This window comes from Lysobacter tyrosinilyticus (assembly GCF_054779815.1).
This window is the reverse complement of record NZ_BAAGXN010000004.1, coordinates 177,164-192,958: the sequence shown is the minus strand read 5'-3', so window position 1 is coordinate 192,958 and position 15,795 is coordinate 177,164. Positions and strand designations below refer to the sequence as shown.

18 protein-coding genes are annotated in these 15,795 nt (G+C 64.6%); all 18 read right to left on the bottom strand.

From position 1 onward, the window contains the following. Positions 1-14 precede the first annotated feature (14 nt). The 18 genes from kdsB to ACYVGK_RS11485 all read right to left on the bottom strand — a co-directional run bounded on the left by kdsB (position 15) and on the right by ACYVGK_RS11485 (position 15,767). Positions 15-779 (bottom strand): 3-deoxy-manno-octulosonate cytidylyltransferase, encoded by a 765-nt coding sequence (gene kdsB, locus ACYVGK_RS11570; RefSeq protein WP_460733817.1) that lies wholly within the window; start codon positions 777-779, stop codon positions 15-17. A gap of 24 nt (positions 780-803) precedes the next feature. Continuing rightward, complete coding sequence (locus tag ACYVGK_RS11565) at positions 804-1,586, bottom strand: SPFH domain-containing protein (RefSeq protein ID WP_460733815.1); 783 nt, start codon at positions 1,584-1,586, stop codon at positions 804-806. A gap of 47 nt (positions 1,587-1,633) precedes the next feature. Beyond that, complete coding sequence (lpxK, locus tag ACYVGK_RS11560; protein WP_460733813.1) at positions 1,634-2,644, bottom strand: tetraacyldisaccharide 4'-kinase; 1,011 nt, start codon at positions 2,642-2,644, stop codon at positions 1,634-1,636. Positions 2,645-2,648: 4 nt separating this feature from the next. Continuing rightward, positions 2,649-4,397 carry a lipid A export permease/ATP-binding protein MsbA gene (gene msbA, locus ACYVGK_RS11555; protein ID WP_460733811.1) on the bottom strand — a complete coding sequence of 583 codons (1,749 nt, stop codon included), beginning with the start codon at positions 4,395-4,397 and terminating at the stop codon, positions 2,649-2,651. Beyond that, positions 4,394-4,831: an ExbD/TolR family protein gene (locus tag ACYVGK_RS11550; RefSeq protein ID WP_460733809.1), complete on the bottom strand. Its 438-nt coding sequence runs from the start codon at positions 4,829-4,831 to the stop codon at positions 4,394-4,396. The genes msbA and ACYVGK_RS11550 overlap by 4 nt, the downstream gene beginning before the upstream one ends. A gap of 9 nt (positions 4,832-4,840) precedes the next feature. Next, positions 4,841-5,503 carry a MotA/TolQ/ExbB proton channel family protein gene (locus tag ACYVGK_RS11545; RefSeq protein WP_460733807.1) on the bottom strand — a complete coding sequence of 221 codons (663 nt, stop codon included), beginning with the start codon at positions 5,501-5,503 and terminating at the stop codon, positions 4,841-4,843. A gap of 121 nt (positions 5,504-5,624) precedes the next feature. Then, a complete protein-coding gene (locus tag ACYVGK_RS11540) occupies positions 5,625-7,973 on the bottom strand; it encodes a DNA internalization-related competence protein ComEC/Rec2 (protein WP_460733805.1) in 2,349 nt (782 codons plus the stop codon). 30 nt (positions 7,974-8,003) lie between these two features. Next, positions 8,004-8,714, bottom strand: a complete 711-nt coding sequence (gene lolD / locus ACYVGK_RS11535; protein WP_460733803.1) for a lipoprotein-releasing ABC transporter ATP-binding protein LolD — start codon at positions 8,712-8,714, stop codon at positions 8,004-8,006. After that, positions 8,707-9,951, bottom strand: a complete 1,245-nt coding sequence (locus tag ACYVGK_RS11530) for a lipoprotein-releasing ABC transporter permease subunit (RefSeq protein ID WP_460733801.1) — start codon at positions 9,949-9,951, stop codon at positions 8,707-8,709. Before ACYVGK_RS11530 ends, lolD begins: the two co-directional genes overlap by 8 nt. A gap of 24 nt (positions 9,952-9,975) precedes the next feature. Then, positions 9,976-10,338 carry a hypothetical protein gene (locus tag ACYVGK_RS11525; protein ID WP_460733799.1) on the bottom strand — a complete coding sequence of 121 codons (363 nt, stop codon included), beginning with the start codon at positions 10,336-10,338 and terminating at the stop codon, positions 9,976-9,978. Between the two features lie 37 nt (positions 10,339-10,375). Then, positions 10,376-10,630 (bottom strand): FAD assembly factor SdhE, encoded by a 255-nt coding sequence (locus tag ACYVGK_RS11520; protein ID WP_460733797.1) that lies wholly within the window; start codon positions 10,628-10,630, stop codon positions 10,376-10,378. After that, a complete protein-coding gene (locus tag ACYVGK_RS11515; protein ID WP_460733795.1) occupies positions 10,627-11,049 on the bottom strand; it encodes an MAPEG family protein in 423 nt (140 codons plus the stop codon). Before ACYVGK_RS11515 ends, ACYVGK_RS11520 begins: the two co-directional genes overlap by 4 nt. An 18-nt stretch (positions 11,050-11,067) precedes the next feature. Next, complete coding sequence (locus tag ACYVGK_RS11510; RefSeq protein WP_460733793.1) at positions 11,068-12,075, bottom strand: SRPBCC family protein; 1,008 nt, start codon at positions 12,073-12,075, stop codon at positions 11,068-11,070. A gap of 38 nt (positions 12,076-12,113) precedes the next feature. Further along, the gene (locus tag ACYVGK_RS11505) at positions 12,114-12,896 is read right to left on the bottom strand and encodes a succinate dehydrogenase iron-sulfur subunit (RefSeq protein ID WP_460733791.1); all 783 of its coding nucleotides are present in this window, start codon (positions 12,894-12,896) and stop codon (positions 12,114-12,116) included. A gap of 15 nt (positions 12,897-12,911) precedes the next feature. Further along, entirely contained in the window at positions 12,912-14,666 is a 1,755-nt protein-coding gene (gene sdhA, locus ACYVGK_RS11500) for a succinate dehydrogenase flavoprotein subunit (RefSeq protein WP_460734423.1), read from the bottom strand. Between the two features lie 42 nt (positions 14,667-14,708). Further along, positions 14,709-15,104, bottom strand: a complete 396-nt coding sequence (sdhD, locus tag ACYVGK_RS11495; RefSeq protein WP_460733789.1) for a succinate dehydrogenase, hydrophobic membrane anchor protein — start codon at positions 15,102-15,104, stop codon at positions 14,709-14,711. Further along, a complete protein-coding gene (sdhC, locus tag ACYVGK_RS11490) occupies positions 15,101-15,496 on the bottom strand; it encodes a succinate dehydrogenase, cytochrome b556 subunit (protein WP_460733787.1) in 396 nt (131 codons plus the stop codon). The genes sdhD and sdhC overlap by 4 nt, the downstream gene beginning before the upstream one ends. Before the next feature lie 82 nt (positions 15,497-15,578). Beyond that, the gene (locus ACYVGK_RS11485) at positions 15,579-15,767 is read right to left on the bottom strand and encodes a DUF1674 domain-containing protein (RefSeq protein WP_460733785.1); all 189 of its coding nucleotides are present in this window, start codon (positions 15,765-15,767) and stop codon (positions 15,579-15,581) included. Between the last annotated feature and the right edge of the window lie 28 nt (positions 15,768-15,795).

Genomic DNA, 15,795 nt, shown 5'->3' with positions numbered 1-15,795 from the left:
GGCATTTGCATCGCTCAGCCTTGGGCCGCTATATGCGCCTCGGCGCGCACCAGATCCTCGGGCGTGTCCACGCCCGGCGGGAACGGTGCAGGCGTGGGAACCACCGCGATCCGGAAGCCGGCTTCGAGCACGCGCAACTGTTCCAGCGATTCGACCTGTTCCAGACGCCCCGGCGGCATCGCCGCAAACCGCTGCAGGAAGCCGGCGCGGTACGCGTAGATGCCGATATGGCGCAGCCAATGCCCGCCTTCCGGCAACTGGGTGCGATCGCGGGCGAATGCATCGCGCGGCCAGGGCAGCGGAGCACGACTGAAATACAACGCATCGCCGTTGGCCGCCTGGACCAGCTTCACGGTGTTGGGATCGAACAGCATTTCCGCATCGACGACGGGTGCCGCGAGGGTGGCCATTTCCGCACCCGACTCGCGCAGCAGCGCCGCGACGGCGCGAATACCCTCGGCAGGCGCGAATGGCTCGTCGCCCTGCAGATTCACGACCACGGTCTCGTCGCCCCAGCCGGCAATGCGTGCGCATTCAGCCAGGCGATCGGTACCCGAAACATGTCCGGTCGACGTCATCGCGACATGCACGCCGCTGCCGCGCAGGGCATCCGCGATGCGCTGATCGTCCGCGGCCACCCATACCTCACGCGCGCCCGCCGCGAGCGCGCGACGCGCCACATGCAGCACGAGCGGTTCGCCGGCTAGCTCGCGCAGAGGCTTGCCAGGCAGGCGCGACGCGGCGTAGCGAGCCGGGATTGCTACAACGAAGGAAGTCATCGCCAAGTCTCCACGATTCGCGGCTCAGGATTTGTGGGCATCGCTGGTAATGCGGTCCTGCAGAAACTCGCTCAAGCTCTTCGAGAGGGTCACGAAGTCCGAAGGGATCATCAGCACGGTGGTGCTGTTGCTCTCGGCACCAACCTCAGTGACCATCTGCATGCGCCGCAGCTCCACGGCCACCGGGTTGTTGGCCATCTGGATCGCCGCATCGGCGAGTTTGCGCGACGCCTCCAGCTCGGCCTCGGCCTTGATGATGCGGGCGCGCTTCTCGCGGATCGCCTCGGCCTGCATGGCCATCACCTGCTGCATCGCGATCGGCAGTTCGACGTCCTTCATTTCGAAACGCTCGACCTCCACGCCCCAAGGCGCCGTCGAACCGGCGATGTTTTCACGCAGCAAGCCGTTGATGGTGTTGCGATCCTGAAGGACCTCGTCCAGATCGTGCTGGCCGATGATGTTGCGCAGGCTGGTCAGCGCCAACTGGTAGACCGCCGCTTCGGCATCCTCCACGGCGATGACCGACTTCGCCGCATCGACGACGCGGTACCACAGCACTGCATTGACCTTCACCGTTACGCTGTCGCGGGTGATGCTTTCCTGCTGCTCGGCCGTCACGGTGCGCGTGCGGGTGTCGATGATGACCGCGCGCTCGAAGTTGAGCGGAATGATCCAGAACAAACCCGGCCCACGAAGCCCGGTGTAACGGCCGAGGCGGAATATCACACCTCGCTGGTATTCCTGTGCGATGCGCACGCCGGAAAGCAGGATTACCGCGACTACAGCAAGAACCAAAAGCGCAACCATGACCCCTCCAATGGGATAAGGAGAAATTCAGCGAAGGAAAGCTCCGGTTACCGCGACTGCCGCGACAGCCTGTCGAGCAACGCCACCCAGAACGCTTCCGGCAATTCCGCCTGCACCGGCACGGTGAACCAGTCGTCGCCGGCGATTTCCGCGCACTTCACCGCATCCTTCTCGGTCATCAGCACCGGAAGGCGGCTACCGAATTCGAAATCGGCGCTCGAATAACGATGATGATCGGTGAAGGCATGCGGTACCACGGCGATGCCGAAGGCGCGCAACATGGCGAAGAAGCGCTCCGGATCGCCGATACCGGCCACGGCATGCACACGTTGCCCGGCAAACGACGCCAACGGTCGCGCCCTGCCGCCCGTGACGGGAATCGCGTGTTCCGCGAGCAGCTTCATCGGCCATTCGCCAAAGCCGGCCCCGACATTGTTGTTGCCAGGCGTCGAGTTCCCGCCCAGGTTCACCACGCGGAAGTCGCAGCGCTGCGCGCGTTCCACCGGCTCACGCAAGGGCCCCGCGGGGAGCCGCTGCGCATTGCCATAGCGGCGACGACCATCGATGACTTCGATTTCGATATCGCGCGCCAGGCGGTAGTGCTGCAGGCCATCGTCGCAGACGATCACATCGCAGCCAGCCTTGATCAGCGACTTCGCCGCGGCGACGCGATCGCGGTCGACACGCAACTTCGCATCGGTGTGGTGCGCGATCAGCGCGGGTTCGTCGCCGACCTTGAGTGGATTGCTTTCGCGATCGACCCAGCGCGGCTGGGAAGGTTCTTCGCGGCCGTAACCGCGACTGGCCACGCCGGGCCTGAAGCCTTCGTCCTGCAAACGGCGGACCATGGCGATCGTCAACGGCGTCTTGCCGGTGCCCCCAACGCTGATATTGCCAACAACGATCACCGGCACGTCGACGCGGTGGCTGCGCAGGACGCCCTTTTCGTAGAGCCTGCGCCGCAAACCACTGATGCCGGCATATATCCCGGCCAGCACACGCGTCCACAACGGCACACGCGCTTCGCCATACCAATATGCGGGGTTCTGCCGCGGCATCGGGTTATTCGCCCTCGCGGAACTGCATGCGATGCAGGTGCGCGTAGAGGCCGCCCTGCGCCAGCAGTTCGGTGTGCGTACCGCGCTCGACGATGCGGCCCTGGTCCATCACCAGCACCTGGTCGGCATGTTCGATCGTCGACAGGCGATGCGCGATGACCAGTGTGGTGCGATTGGGCATCAGATGGTTGAGCGCATCCTGCACGAGGCGTTCGGATTCGGTGTCGAGCGCCGCGGTGGCTTCGTCGAGGATCAGGATCGGGGCGTCCTTGAGCATCGCGCGCGCGATGGCGACGCGCTGGCGCTGGCCACCAGAGAGCTTGTTGCCCTTCGGGCCGATATGCGTGGTGAGCCCTTCAGGCAATTGCTCGACGAATTCCAGCGCATTGGCGCCGCGCACGGCGCGATCCACGGCAGCCGCATCGGCATCATTCAATTCGCCGTAGGCGACATTCTCGGCCACGGTGCCGCCGAACAGCATCACCTGCTGGCCCACCATCGCGACTTGTCGGCGCACATCCGCCAATCGGTATTCGTGCAGCGGATGACCGTCGAGCCGGATGCTGCCCGATTCGGGTTCGTAGAAACGCGGAATCAATTTGATCAGCGACGACTTGCCGCTGCCGGAACGGCCGACGATCGCCGTGACCGTGCCCGGACGTGCGCTGAAGCTGACATCGGCAAGAGCCGCGCGCGTCTGGCCGGGATAGCGCGCGACCACGTCGTTGAACTCGAGCAGGCCTTTGGCGCGTTCGATCGGCCTTGTGCCCGTATCGGGTTCGTCCGGCGCATCCAGCACCGAGAAAAGGCGCTCCGCCGACGCGATGCCTCGCTGCAGCAGACCCTGCACGTTAGTGAGCTGTTTCAGTGCCGGGATGATCGCAAGCATCGAAATCATCAGCTGCACAAAACCACCCGCGCTGAGCCGCCCCACCGCTGCCTCACGGCCCGCGAAGAACAGCAGCAGCGCCAGGCCCAGGGCTCCGGTCAACTGCACCACCGCCGAGGAAATGCTGCGCGTGGCTTCGATCTTGAGGCTCAGCTTCAGGTGATGGTTGGCCTGGTCGGAATAGCGCTTCAGTTCCGCCTGCTGCGCACCGTAGACCTTCACTTCCTGCTGGTTCGAAAGGGCCTGATCGGCGATGAGCATCAGCTGCGCGCTGCTCTCCTGCACGCGGTGGCTGAAACGCCGATAGCGACGCCCCACCTTGTCCATCATCCAGGCGATCACCGGACCGAGCAGCAGCACGGCCAGCGTGACGCGCCAACTGGCGTACAACATGACCGCCAACATGTAGATGACCTGCAACGACTGCTGCAGCATCACCTTGGCCGAATCGATGGCAGCCTGCGCGACCTGATCGCTGTCGGCGCTCAGCCTCACCAGCATCGACGGCACCGGCTCACTGTCGAAGCGAAGTCCCGGCAGGCGCAGATATTTGCCCAGTGCATTCGTGCGCATGTCGCGCGCCACACCACGGCCGGCCTTGGCCATGTAGAGGTCGGTGACGTAGCCGGCGATGCCGCGGACGACGAAGATGCCGACGATCGCCAGCGGCAGCAGGAAGCTGAATTCCTTGTTCTGCGCGACGAAGGTCTCGTCGATCATCGGCTTGGTCAGCAGGCCGAAGGCGCCTGCAGAGGCACCTTCGATCATCAGACCAATAGCGGCGATGGTCAGCACCCATCGGTACGGACGGGCCAGCCCCAGCAATCGCCGATAGATGAACCACGGCGAGGCGGTTTCGCTCACTGCTTGCTCCCCTGCCCGCGAACTTCCGGCGCGGTGGCAATCATCACCTCACGGAAACCGAGCTGACCCAGCGCGTCGTACGCGGTGACCACGGCCTGATGCGGCGTGCGCGCATCGGCACGCAGCAGGACCTTGCGGGTGCGGTCGGAACCGGCGACTTCCGCCAGCGTCGCCTTGAGCGATTCGACGTCGTCGCGCAGCACTTCACGGTCGTCGACGAAATAGCGGCCATCGGCGTTCACCAGCACGCTCAGCGCGCGCGTGGTGTCGGTCGCGGCTTCTCCCGTCGCCTTGGGCAGCTGCAGCTTCAGCACCGAACGCGCGTCGAAAGTCGTGGTAACGACGAAGAAGATGATCAGCGTGAGGATGACGTCGATCAGCGGGATCATATTGATCTCCGGATCGTCGTCCTTGCGGTGGTCGCGAATGCGCATTGGTGAAACTCAGGGCGTGCCGACCGGCGGCGTGATGCCGTGCGAGCCCGGAGCCATGCGGGCGGACGCAGGACGCGGCTCGATGGTGTCGAGCAGCTGGATCGCCTCGTGTTCCATGTCGACGATGTATTCGGCGATGCGACCGCGAAACCAGCGGTGCGCGATCAGTGCGGGAATCGCGACGATCATGCCGGTCGCGGTGCACACCAGCGCCTTGCCGATGCCGCCGGCGAGCTGGTTCACGTCACCGATGCCGTGATCGAGGATGCCCAGGAACATCTGGATCATGCCCACGACGGTGCCGAACAGGCCCAGCAGCGGGCCGGCGGCGGAAATGGTGCCGAGCGTGTTGAGGTAGCGCTCCATGCGATGCACGAGGTGACGACCCACGTCCTCGATGCGCTCGCGGATCTGGTCGCGCGGGCGGCCGCGCACGTCCAGGGCAGCGGCCAGGAGCGCACCCAGGGGCGAAGTCGCGCGCAGGGATTCGATGTGGGCCGGATCGAGCTTGCCGCCCGAGGCCCAGGTCCGCACTTCCTTGCCCAGTCCCGGCGGCAGCACTGCACGGCGGCGGAGCGTCCAGGCGCGCTCGACGACGATCGTCAGCGCCAGCACGGACAACAGAATCAGCGGAATCATCGGCCAACCGCCGGCCTTGACCAGTTCCAGCACTCGCAAACCTCCGGCCAGCGGCCGCTTTCATGACAGTCCGGCCGCTAGCATACGGAGCGGACCCGGCGGTGGCGATATTTCGGGGCGAATCCCGGCCGGATCAAGCCATTTGGGCGCGACGTCAAGGCCTGCGGGCCGCGTCCCACCAGCGCGGTTGTGCGCCGCGTCGCGTTTCGATGCCAGGCCCGTCACCGCGCAGCCCCACGCGCAGAGCGCCGCTCACTGACGTATCGAAGGTCCGCGCGCCGACGCGCTGCCAACGCTCGATGACCTGCGGCTTCGGATGACCGAAGCGGTTGCCATGCCCGGACGACACCAGCGCCAGTTGCGGTCGCGTAGCTTCGACGAAGGTGGGATCGGAAGAACCTCCGCTGCCGTGGTGAGCAACCAGGACGACCTTGGATTTCAGTTGCGCGGCGTGAAGCCGGACCAGATCGCGTTCGATCACTTCGCCGATGTCGCCGGTGAGCAGGGCGGTCCCATACGCGCTCTCGATGCGCAGGACGCAACTGGATTCATTGGCCAGATAGGGGAAATGCGGCGGAGGGTGCAGGAAGCGGAATTCGACACCGTCCCAGCGCCAGCTCTGCCCAGCCACGCACGGTACCGTCGCAATGGGTAGGCCGACGCCCTCGGGGGCGAACACGACTGCCACCGGAAAATCCGCACGCACGGCCTCGAACCCGCCGGCATGGTCGTTGTCTCCATGGCTGATGACGGCACGATCGACCTGCCGCACACCGAGCGCATGCAGCGCTGGCACCACGGCACGATCGCCTGCATCGAAACCATCGCGTATCGCCGGCCCCATGTCGTAAAGCAGGGCGTGCCGTTGCGTACGCACCAACACGGACAAGCCCTGCCCCACGTCGTTCACCAGCAATTCGACCTCGCCCGTCTTCGGAATTCGACGATCCGGCCACAGCAGCGGCAGCCACAGCAACAACGCCAGCCATTTGCCCGACGTACCCCGTGGCAGCAGTAACCAGAAGGCACCACCCATCGCCAGCAACAGCGCGAACCAACGCGCCTCCGGAAGCCACCACACCGCCAAGTCGCTGTCCGCCAGCCATTGGAAAAGCGGCCAGCTCCGGTCGAAACACCAGGCTGCAAGTCTCCATGCCAAGCCGCCAGCACCAGGAGATCCGATTTCGAGCAGCAGCCCGATCAGCGACAAGGGCACCACTACCAGGCTCCACCATGGCACCGCGATCAGATTCGCAACGGGACCTGCCAACGAGGCCTGCCCGAACAGCGCCACACTCAACGGCAACAATCCGAGCGTGGCCACGCCCTGCGCGGACAGGAATTCGCGCCACACACTGCTCCCGCCATTCGGCAGGCACCACAGCAGCCAGGCGACACCGAGGAAACTCAGCCAGAAGCCGGCGCCGATCACCGACAAGGGATCGACAAGCAGCACGGCCATCAGCGCCAGAGCCAACGCCTGCGCGACACGAACGGGGCGACGCCAGGCGCGGGCAAGGGCGACGACGGCAATCATCAGGACCGTGCGCAGTGTCGGCAGCGCAAACCCGGCCACTGCTGCGTAGCTGGCGGCGCCCAGCACCGAACACAGGGCCGCCACGATGGGTGCGGGCCAACGCCGCCCCAGAGACGGCCAAAGCCACCACAGGCCGCGCGCGATCAACGCAAAGAACCCCGCGACCAAGCCGACGTGGAAGCCCGAAATCGCGATCAGATGGGTCAGGCCGTTCGCGCGCAACAGCTCCCAGTCTGCATCGCTCAATGCACGCGTGTCGCCGAGCGCCAGCGCCTGCACGAACCGCGAGGTGGACGTTGGCACCTCCCGCGCGATGCGGGCGGACATCGTTTCGCGCCAAGCCTCCAGGCCATGCGGTGGCGAGAGTCGCCGGGCCATTTCCGGGGCATAGATATAACCGGTCGCTGCCAGCCGTTGGGCCACGGCAAATTTCTCGGCATCGGCACCACCCGGATTACGCAGGCCACGCGGGGCACGCAGACGTACTGGCAATGACCAGCGCTCGCCCGCCTTCAGACCGAAGCGGGGATGCGGCGCGTTCGCGCGGTGCTCGTCGTCGTACCAGCCAAGGCGCAATAGCCGACCATGCAATGCGGGCACCCTGTCCTTCGCGGCATCGACTTTGAACAGGAAGCGCGTGGATCGAGGCTCATGCTGAGGCAGGTCGACGATCCGACCGGTCACGATGACTTCGCTCTTTTCAAGCTCGCCGGGCAACTGCCCCGACAACGCATGGGCGCCATGCAGACCGGTCAGTGCGAATCCGCAGATGAACGCGCCGAGCACGCGCGGCCAGGACACGCCGAAGTACTGCTGGAGAGCGGACCAGCGCTTGACCCAGCCCCAGACACCGGCAAACAGCAACAAAGCCGACATCCACCAGGGCGCCAACCATGGCAACCACAGGCAAAGGGTCACGCCGGCCAGCAATGCCAGCGCAGTGGGGATTCCGAAGGCGGGAGTCATAGGTGGCGTCCTTGCCACATTGCTCATGCGCTAGACCTCGTCGAGTCGTAGCTCGCGCAGCTTGCCCTCGTGCAGTTCGAGGACGCGATCCATGCGCCTTGCCAGAGCACGGGCATGAGTCACCAGCACCAGGCTGGTGTGGTGCTCGCGGTTCAATTCGAGCATGAGTTCGAACACCGTCGCTGCGGTTTTCTCGTCCAGATTGCCGGTCGGTTCGTCGCCAAGCACGCATGCCGGGCGGTTCACCAGCGCACGCGCGACGGCAGCACGCTGGCGTTCGCCGCCCGAAAGTTCGCCGGGTTTGTGCTCGAGGCGATGCCCAAGTCCCACCGATTCGAGCAACGCCTTCGAGCGCTGCGTGGCTTCCGCCACGTCGATACCGTTCAGCAGCACCGGCAGCATCACGTTCTCCAACGCGGTGAATTCCGGCAACAGGTGATGGAATTGATAGACGAAGCCGAGCGCCTTGTTGCGCAACGCGCCTCGGGCCGCATCGGACAGCGCGCTCATCTTCTGACCGGCGACATACACCTCACCCGCAGTCGGCGTGTCCAGTCCGCCAAGCAGATGCAACAGCGTGCTTTTGCCCGCGCCGGACGCACCCAGAATCGCCACGGTTTCGCCCTTGGCCACCGACAGCGCCAAGCCATCGAATACGGGCGTGCGCAACTTGCCCTCGGCATAGGTCTTGCCCAGGTGCTCGGCGCGGATCACCTCTTCCTTCATCGCGGTATTACTCATAGCGCAGCGCCTCCGCCGGAGCCGTGCGTGCCGCCCGCCAGGCCGGATATACCGTTGCCAGGAACGCCATGAGCAGTGCCGTGATGGCAGTCAGGATGACCTCGCTCGCCTTCAGGTCCGTCGGCAATCCGGTGATGTAGTAAACGTCTTCCGGCAACAGCTGTACGCCGAACAGGTACTCGATGCCATGCAGGACATGTTCGAGGTTGAGCGTCAGCAGGATGCCGCCGATCACGCCGATCGTGGTGCCGATCACGCCGATTAGCGTTCCCTGCACCATGAATACCTGCATCACGCCGCGCGGAGTCAGGCCCAGTGTGCGCTGAATCGCGATGTCGGCCTGCTTGTCGGTGACCAGCATCACCTGCGAATTGACCAGGTTGAACGCGCCCATGCCGATGATGAAGGCCAGCAGGATCGCCATGATGGTTTTTTCCATCTTCAGCGCACGGAACAGGTTGGCGTTCTCGCTGCTCCAGTCGTTGACCGTGTATGGCCCCTTGAGTTCCAGCGCGAGATCGCGGGCCACGTCGAAGGCCTTGTCCATGTCGTGCAGCTTCAGGCGCACGCCGGTGACCCCCTCGCCCATGCGCAGCACGCGCTGCAGATCCTTCATGTTGGCGACGGCAAGGCCCTTATCGAAGTCGTTGTACCCGGCCTCGAAAATGCCACTGACCTGGAAACGCTTCTGCGTGGCGATCGCACCCATCGGCGTGCTGCGGAAATCGGACATGGTCACGATCACGCTGTCACCGACACCCACGCCCAGCCAGAGCGCCAACTCCCGCCCTAGCACGATGTTGAAACTGCCTGGCGTCAATTGATCCAGCCTGCCTTCGACCACCTTGTCGGGCAGCACGGAGACTTTGCCCTCCTCTGCCGGCAACACGCCACGGATCAGCGCGGGCTGGTTGCGCGAGCCCGAGATCAGCGCTTCCTTCTCGACGTACGGCGCCGCCCCGGCGACACGCTTGTCGAGCAGCGCGACCTCCACGGCGTGCGGCCAGTCCTGTACGGGTTCGCCATAGCCGCTGACCGTGGCGTGCGCGGTCATCTGCAGCATGCGGTCGCGGATTTCGCGCTGGAAACCGCCCATCACCGACATGGTGGTGATCAGGATCGCAACGCCCAGTGCGATGCCGACGATGGATGCGAACGAGATGAAGGATATGAAGCCATTGCGGCGTTTGGCGCGCAGGTAGCGCAGGCCGATGGCGACGGGTACGGGTCTGAACATGCGCGGGGCCGGGAAACGAGGCGGCTATGGTGCCACCGAACGCGGCGAATGCGCCGGGGCGCGTGCCGCCATGGCCAGCCGCAGTTCACGCCGCGCGGCCGCGCCCAGGTTGTCGGGCCAGCCCTGCCGACGTCGGCGACGCCCGGCGGCATCGCGCCATTGCAGGAATGCCAGAGGGCCCCGCCAGTGAACCTGCAGTTCGTGCACCAACACGCCATCGATCGTCGCGTCGCCCTGATGCGGAATCACCAGGTCCAGCGTCGGCAGCAGAAGCTCGCGTTCCGCCAGCTCTACCCCGCCGAAAGCAGCCGCTGCGGCGATCGGCAGTGAAACCGACCAGGGCAGTTCGCAGGCAAGTACGGCGAACGCCGCAAGTGCTCCCAGCATCAACAACGCGGAAGCAAGAATCCAGGAAGCTCGCCACTCAAGGCGGCAAGGTGCGGATGCAGTCGACCAGGGTCTGGATTTCGCCATCGTCGGAGGTTTCGTGGCCCATGAACCAATGCCACAACCTATCGTCCTCGGTTTCCAGCAGCCGTAGGAAAACCACCCTTTCGGCTTCGGAAGACTGCCGCCATTCGCGATCGAGATAGCGACCCAGCAACTGGTCGAGCTCGCGCATGCCGCGCCGGGACTTCCAGCGCAGGCGGCGCAGTTCGGCCTCGTCGGCTTCGTTCATCGCGCAAGCAACCCGTAACCGAGCACACCCCACAGCATCCACAGCACCATTCCGCCGGTCAGATACGCGTAGAAGCGATGCATGACCTTGTTGTAGGTGCACTGGATCCAACTATGGGCGACGCGCAGCGCGACGAAGATCCATGCCAGCACCAGCACGGGCGCTGAAACCAGTTCCGCCTGCTGGGCGACTATCAGAGCGAGATAGAACAGAACCGGCAGTTCGAACAGATTGCGGAAGTTGTCGGCGGCGCGACTATCAGTGAGTTTCGCGGCAAGCTGCGCCGAAGTCGCCACGGCTTGCGGGTGAATCCGTTCGCGCTTCATCTCGCCGATGCGCAGGAAGTACATCCGCCACCAGACTGCGAAGGTCAACAGCGCCATGGCCAATGCTGGCAGGTAGATCGAGTTCGGCGTCATCGGTCACCTCTTAAGTGTCTATCCCTGATCGGAAGCGGATGCTTCCGCACGGTGCTTGTAGAACTGCAGGATCGTGCGAGCCGAATCGTCCACCAACAGTCGTCCCCAGACGTTCGCGTACCAGTTGAAATTGGTGCTGACGCGGTAGGTGACGTGGATGTCCAGGCGCGTGCCCTGCCCCTCTGGCGTCAGCCGGTAGGACGTGTCGACCAGGTCGAAGTACTTGCCGCCAATGACCACGTGCTCGTCCAGCGCATCCGGCGGGATGGTTCCCGGCAGGAAGGAATACGTCCAGCGGATATAGCGATTTTCTTGCCAGGCGTTGATCGGCTCATCGAAGCGCACGTCCTTATCCCAGCGCAGCTTCCGCACGCGACCTTGCGCGGTTTCCACGGTATTCGCCGATTGCGGATATGGCACGCCGATGCGGTAAGCAAGCCCGTCCCGCATTTCAGCGGGTTGGATCGCCTCGGCGCGGTTGATCAGCCCCCAGATGACTTCGGGGCGGGCATCGATCTGCACGGAGGCATCCGTGGCTTGCAGATGGTCAGGCAGCGGCTGTTCGCGCTCCCATAGCCCCACCAGCAGCGGCAATACCAGCAGCAGGCTCATGGCCGACTCCGAGGGGCGATACAGCTTCAACACCGCCCACATCACCACGCCGCCGAACGAACTGATGCCTAGAAACAACGGCAACGCCATGGCGATGCAGATACTGCCTTCGATCAACAAAAGCGCGGTACCCGCCACGAAGGCCAGGATCGGCAACCAGGGAGCGATGAAGGCATAGCCCAGGGTGCGCTGACGACCGCCGGAGAAGTACACCGTCAACGTGCCGATAAGAAACGGCACGAGGCAGACGAACGACCACAGCATGGCCTCGCTGGCCGCATTGGATCGTCCGCTTGCGGCGAACAGCGGAAGGCCGAAGGCCAACCGCATCAGCACCCCGTAAAGAGCCCCGAGGGCAAAGACGTAACGCTTCTTGAGATCAGAACCAAAGCCGGAAGGAGGCAAGGACTGCATCCTGTTGCCCCCTTCCATGCCCGGCGTTGCGCGACTCATCAGACGCGTCGCGCCAGCATCAGCTTCTTGATCTCGGCGATCGCCAGCGCCGGGTTCAGGCCCTTCGGGCAGGTCCGCGCGCAGTTCATGATCGTGTGGCAGCGATACAGCTTGAACGGATCTTCCAGATCATCCAGGCGCGCACCGGTGTCCTCGTCACGCGAGTCGATGATCCAGCGGTAGGCCTGCAGCAGGATCGCCGGGCCGAGGTAACGCTCGCCGTTCCACCAGTAGCTAGGGCAGCTGGTCGAGCAGCAGGCGCACAGGATGCATTCGTACAGGCCGTCGAGCTTCTTGCGGTCGGCCGGCGACTGCAGACGCTCACGCGACGGCTGCGCGCTCTGCGTGCGCAGCCACGGCTTGATCGAGGCGTACTGGGCATAGAAATGCGTCATGTCCGGCACGAGATCCTTCACCACCTGCATGTGCGGCAGCGGATAGATCGGTACGTCGCCCTTGCTGCTGCAATCGCTGATTGCCTTGGTGCAGGCCAGCGTGTTGGTGCCGTCGATGTTCATCGCGCACGAACCGCAGATGCCTTCGCGGCAGGAACGGCGGAACGTCAGCGTCGGATCGATTTCGTTCTTGATCTTGATCAGCACGTCCAGAACCATCGGACCGCAGGTCGCCATGTCCACCTCGTAGGTGTCCACACGCGGGTTCATGCCGTCGTCGGGGTTCCAGCGATAGACCTTGAAGGTGCGCGGCTGCTTGGCGCCAGGCGACGCCCAGTGACGGCCCTTCTGGATCTGCGAGTTCTTCGGTAGGGAAAATTCAGCCACTTTGCTCGCTCCGGATCAGTAGACGCGCTTCTTCGGCGGCACCACGGCGACGTCGTCCGTCAGCGTGTACATGTGCACCGGGCGGTAGTCGATCTTGGTGTTGCCGGCTTCGTCGACCGAGCAGAGCGTGTGCTTCTGCCAGTTGGCGTCGTCGCGGTCCGGGAAGTCCTCGCGGGCGTGAGCGCCACGCGATTCCTTGCGGTTCTCGGCAGAAACAATCGTGACCAATGCCTGGTCGAGCAGGTTCGACAGTTCGAACGTCTCGATCAGGTCCGAGTTCCAGATCAGCGAACGGTCGGTGACCTTCACGTCGGCGAACGATGCGTGGATCTCCCGCATCTTCTTCACGCCATCGGCCAGCGTTTCGCCGGTGCGGAACACGGCGGCGTCGGCCTGCATCGTGCGCTGCATCTTGTCGCGGATCACCGAGGTCGGCGTACCGCCATTGGCATTGCGCAGCTTGTCCAGGCGCGCCAGCGATGCGTCGCAGGCGTCGGCTTCGAGCTTGGCGTGCGCCCCCTCGGGCTTGATGGTCTCAGCGGCACGGTTGGCCACGGCGCGACCGAATACGACCAGATCGAGCAGCGAGTTCGAACCCAGACGGTTGGCACCATGGACCGACACGCACGCGGCTTCGCCGATCGCGTACAGGCCCGGGACGACCGCGTCCGGGTTGCCGTCGCGCAACTGCACCACTTCGCCGTGGTAGTTGGTCGGGATGCCGCCCATGTTGTAGTGCACGGTCGGGATCACCGGGATCGGCTGCTTCTCCACGTCGACGCCAGCGAAGATGCGCGCGGATTCGGCGATGCCCGGCAGCTTCTCGTGGATCACTTCTGGGCCGAGGTGGGTCAGGTCGAGCAGGATGTGATCCTTGTGCTCGCCGACGCCGCGGCCTTCGCGGATTTCGATGGTCATCGAACGCGAGACCATGTCGCGCGGGGCGAGGTCCTTCACGCTCGGGGCGTAGCGCTCCATGAAGCGCTCGCCGTTGGAGTTGCGCAGAATGCCGCCTTCGCCGCGCACGCCTTCGGTGATCAGGCAACCCGCGCCGTAGATACCGGTCGGGTGGAACTGCACGAATTCCATGTCCTGCATGCCCAGGCCCGCGCGCAGCGCCATGCCGCCGCCGTCGCCGGTGCACGTGTGCGCAGAGGTCGCGCTGAAGTACGCACGGCCGTAACCGCCGGTGGCGAGCACGGTGCCCTGCGCACGGAACAGATGCAGCGTGCCTTCGGCCATGTCCAGGGCGAGCACGCCGCGGCAGGCGCCGTGCTGGTCCATGATCAGGTCAAGGGCGAAGTATTCGACGAAGAACTGCGCGTCATGCGCCAGCGACTGCTGATACAGCGTGTGCAGGATCGCGTGGCCGGTGCGGTCGGCCGCGGCGCAGGTGCGCTGCGCCGGCGGGCCTTCGCCGTAACGCGTGGTCATGCCGCCGAACGGACGCTGGTAGATCTTGCCGTCGTCGGTGCGCGAGAACGGCACGCCGTAGTGCTCGAGTTCGATGATGGCCGGAATCGCTTCCTTGCACATGTACTCGATCGCGTCCTGGTCGCCCAGCCAGTCCGAACCCTTCACGGTGTCGAAGAAGTGGTAGCGCCAGTCGTCCTCACCCATGTTGGCGAGCGCCGCGGCCACGCCGCCCTGAGCCGCCACGGTGTGCGAACGGGTCGGGAAGACCTTGGTGATGCACGCGGTCTTCAGGCCCTTCTGGGCCAGACCGAAGGTGGCACGCAGGCCAGCGCCACCGGCGCCGACCACGACCATGTCGAACTTGTGTTCTTGGATCTTGTAAGCAGCAGCCACGACTTAGGCTCCCAACACGATACGGACGATGGCGAGCACGCTGGCGATTGCCGCGAGAACGCAGACGAAGATGTTGGCCAGCTGCAGCAGCGTGGCCGACCACGGCGTATGCACGTAGTCCTCGATGATGACCTGCAGGCCGAGCTTGGCGTGCCAGAACGCGCTGATCACGAAGGCGATCAGCAGCACGGCGTGGCATGGGTTGGCGACCGAAGCGCGTACGGTTTCGTAATCGCCGCCGACCAGCGAAATGATCAGGCCGACCACGTACAGCGACAGGAAGATCAGCGCGACAGCGGTGATGCGCTGGAGAACGAAATGATGCGTACCGTCCTTGGCCGAGCCGAGGCCACGCGCAGTCTTCAACGGCGTGCGCAGGCGATTGTTGGACATGCTCATGCGCCACCCCGCTGCATCATCGCCAGGACCCAGATCAGCATGGTCAGCGCCAGGCTGCCAATGATGGAGATCCAGCTGCTGCGCACGAACTTCTCGATCGCATAGCCGTAGCCCGCGTCCTGGATCAGATGACGGATGCCGTTGATCAGGTGGAAGGCCAGCGCCCAGCTCCAGCCGAACATGATCAGGAAACCGAGCGGCGAGCGTGCGAAGTCGGTGAAGTGCGCCCACCTCGTAGGCCCGGCGGCCAGGGACAGGAACGCGCAGACCATGAGCAGGCTGCCGAGGGCAAGGATGACACCGGTCGCTCGGTGCAGGATCGAAGTCACCATCTGCACCTGCCAGCGGTAAACCTGGAGGTGGGGCGACAAGGGACGTTCGCGGTTCGCCATGGGCGTGCGGTGTCTCGGCTGGGCGGCGGGGCCGCGTGGCGGAAGTTAAGAGCGCGGAAGTAAAAGAGCGTGAAGCGTGAAGCTAGAAATCGATGCAGCGGCCGTTCTTTTCCCAGTCGCCATAGCGGGTGGGTTCGGGTCCTTCGCGTCCACCCCATTCCGTTGGGGCCTTTTCCGTCTTCGATCCGGTCGGTGCAGGCGGCTGCTCTGCTGCCTCGGGGACGTCCGTGACGTTCTCTTGCGGGGTTTCCTGGGGGGAATGGCCTATCATCACGGCGCAAAATCTTAATTCCCGCCCC

Coding starts and splice junctions, on each gene's coding strand:
- ACYVGK_RS11515 (WP_460733795.1), bottom strand. CDS start 11,049: ATGACGCCGAACTCGATCTACCTGCCAGCATTGGCCATGGCGCTGTTG.
- lolD (WP_460733803.1), bottom strand. CDS start 8,714: ATGAGTAATACCGCGATGAAGGAAGAGGTGATCCGCGCCGAGCACCTG.
- ACYVGK_RS11565 (WP_460733815.1), bottom strand. CDS start 1,586: ATGGTTGCGCTTTTGGTTCTTGCTGTAGTCGCGGTAATCCTGCTTTCC.
- ACYVGK_RS11540 (WP_460733805.1), bottom strand. CDS start 7,973: ATGACTCCCGCCTTCGGAATCCCCACTGCGCTGGCATTGCTGGCCGGC.
- sdhC (WP_460733787.1), bottom strand. CDS start 15,496: ATGGCGAACCGCGAACGTCCCTTGTCGCCCCACCTCCAGGTTTACCGC.
- ACYVGK_RS11550 (WP_460733809.1), bottom strand. CDS start 4,831: ATGCGCATTCGCGACCACCGCAAGGACGACGATCCGGAGATCAATATG.
- ACYVGK_RS11520 (WP_460733797.1), bottom strand. CDS start 10,630: ATGAACGAAGCCGACGAGGCCGAACTGCGCCGCCTGCGCTGGAAGTCC.
- ACYVGK_RS11510 (WP_460733793.1), bottom strand. CDS start 12,075: ATGCAGTCCTTGCCTCCTTCCGGCTTTGGTTCTGATCTCAAGAAGCGT.
- lpxK (WP_460733813.1), bottom strand. CDS start 2,644: ATGCCGCGGCAGAACCCCGCATATTGGTATGGCGAAGCGCGTGTGCCG.
- sdhA (WP_460734423.1), bottom strand. CDS start 14,666: ATGGTCGTGGTCGGCGCCGGTGGCGCTGGCCTGCGTGCCACCTTCGGT.
- ACYVGK_RS11525 (WP_460733799.1), bottom strand. CDS start 10,338: ATGCTGGGAGCACTTGCGGCGTTCGCCGTACTTGCCTGCGAACTGCCC.
- kdsB (WP_460733817.1), bottom strand. CDS start 779: ATGACTTCCTTCGTTGTAGCAATCCCGGCTCGCTACGCCGCGTCGCGC.
- ACYVGK_RS11485 (WP_460733785.1), bottom strand. CDS start 15,767: ATGATAGGCCATTCCCCCCAGGAAACCCCGCAAGAGAACGTCACGGAC.
- ACYVGK_RS11530 (WP_460733801.1), bottom strand. CDS start 9,951: ATGTTCAGACCCGTACCCGTCGCCATCGGCCTGCGCTACCTGCGCGCC.
- sdhD (WP_460733789.1), bottom strand. CDS start 15,104: ATGAGCATGTCCAACAATCGCCTGCGCACGCCGTTGAAGACTGCGCGT.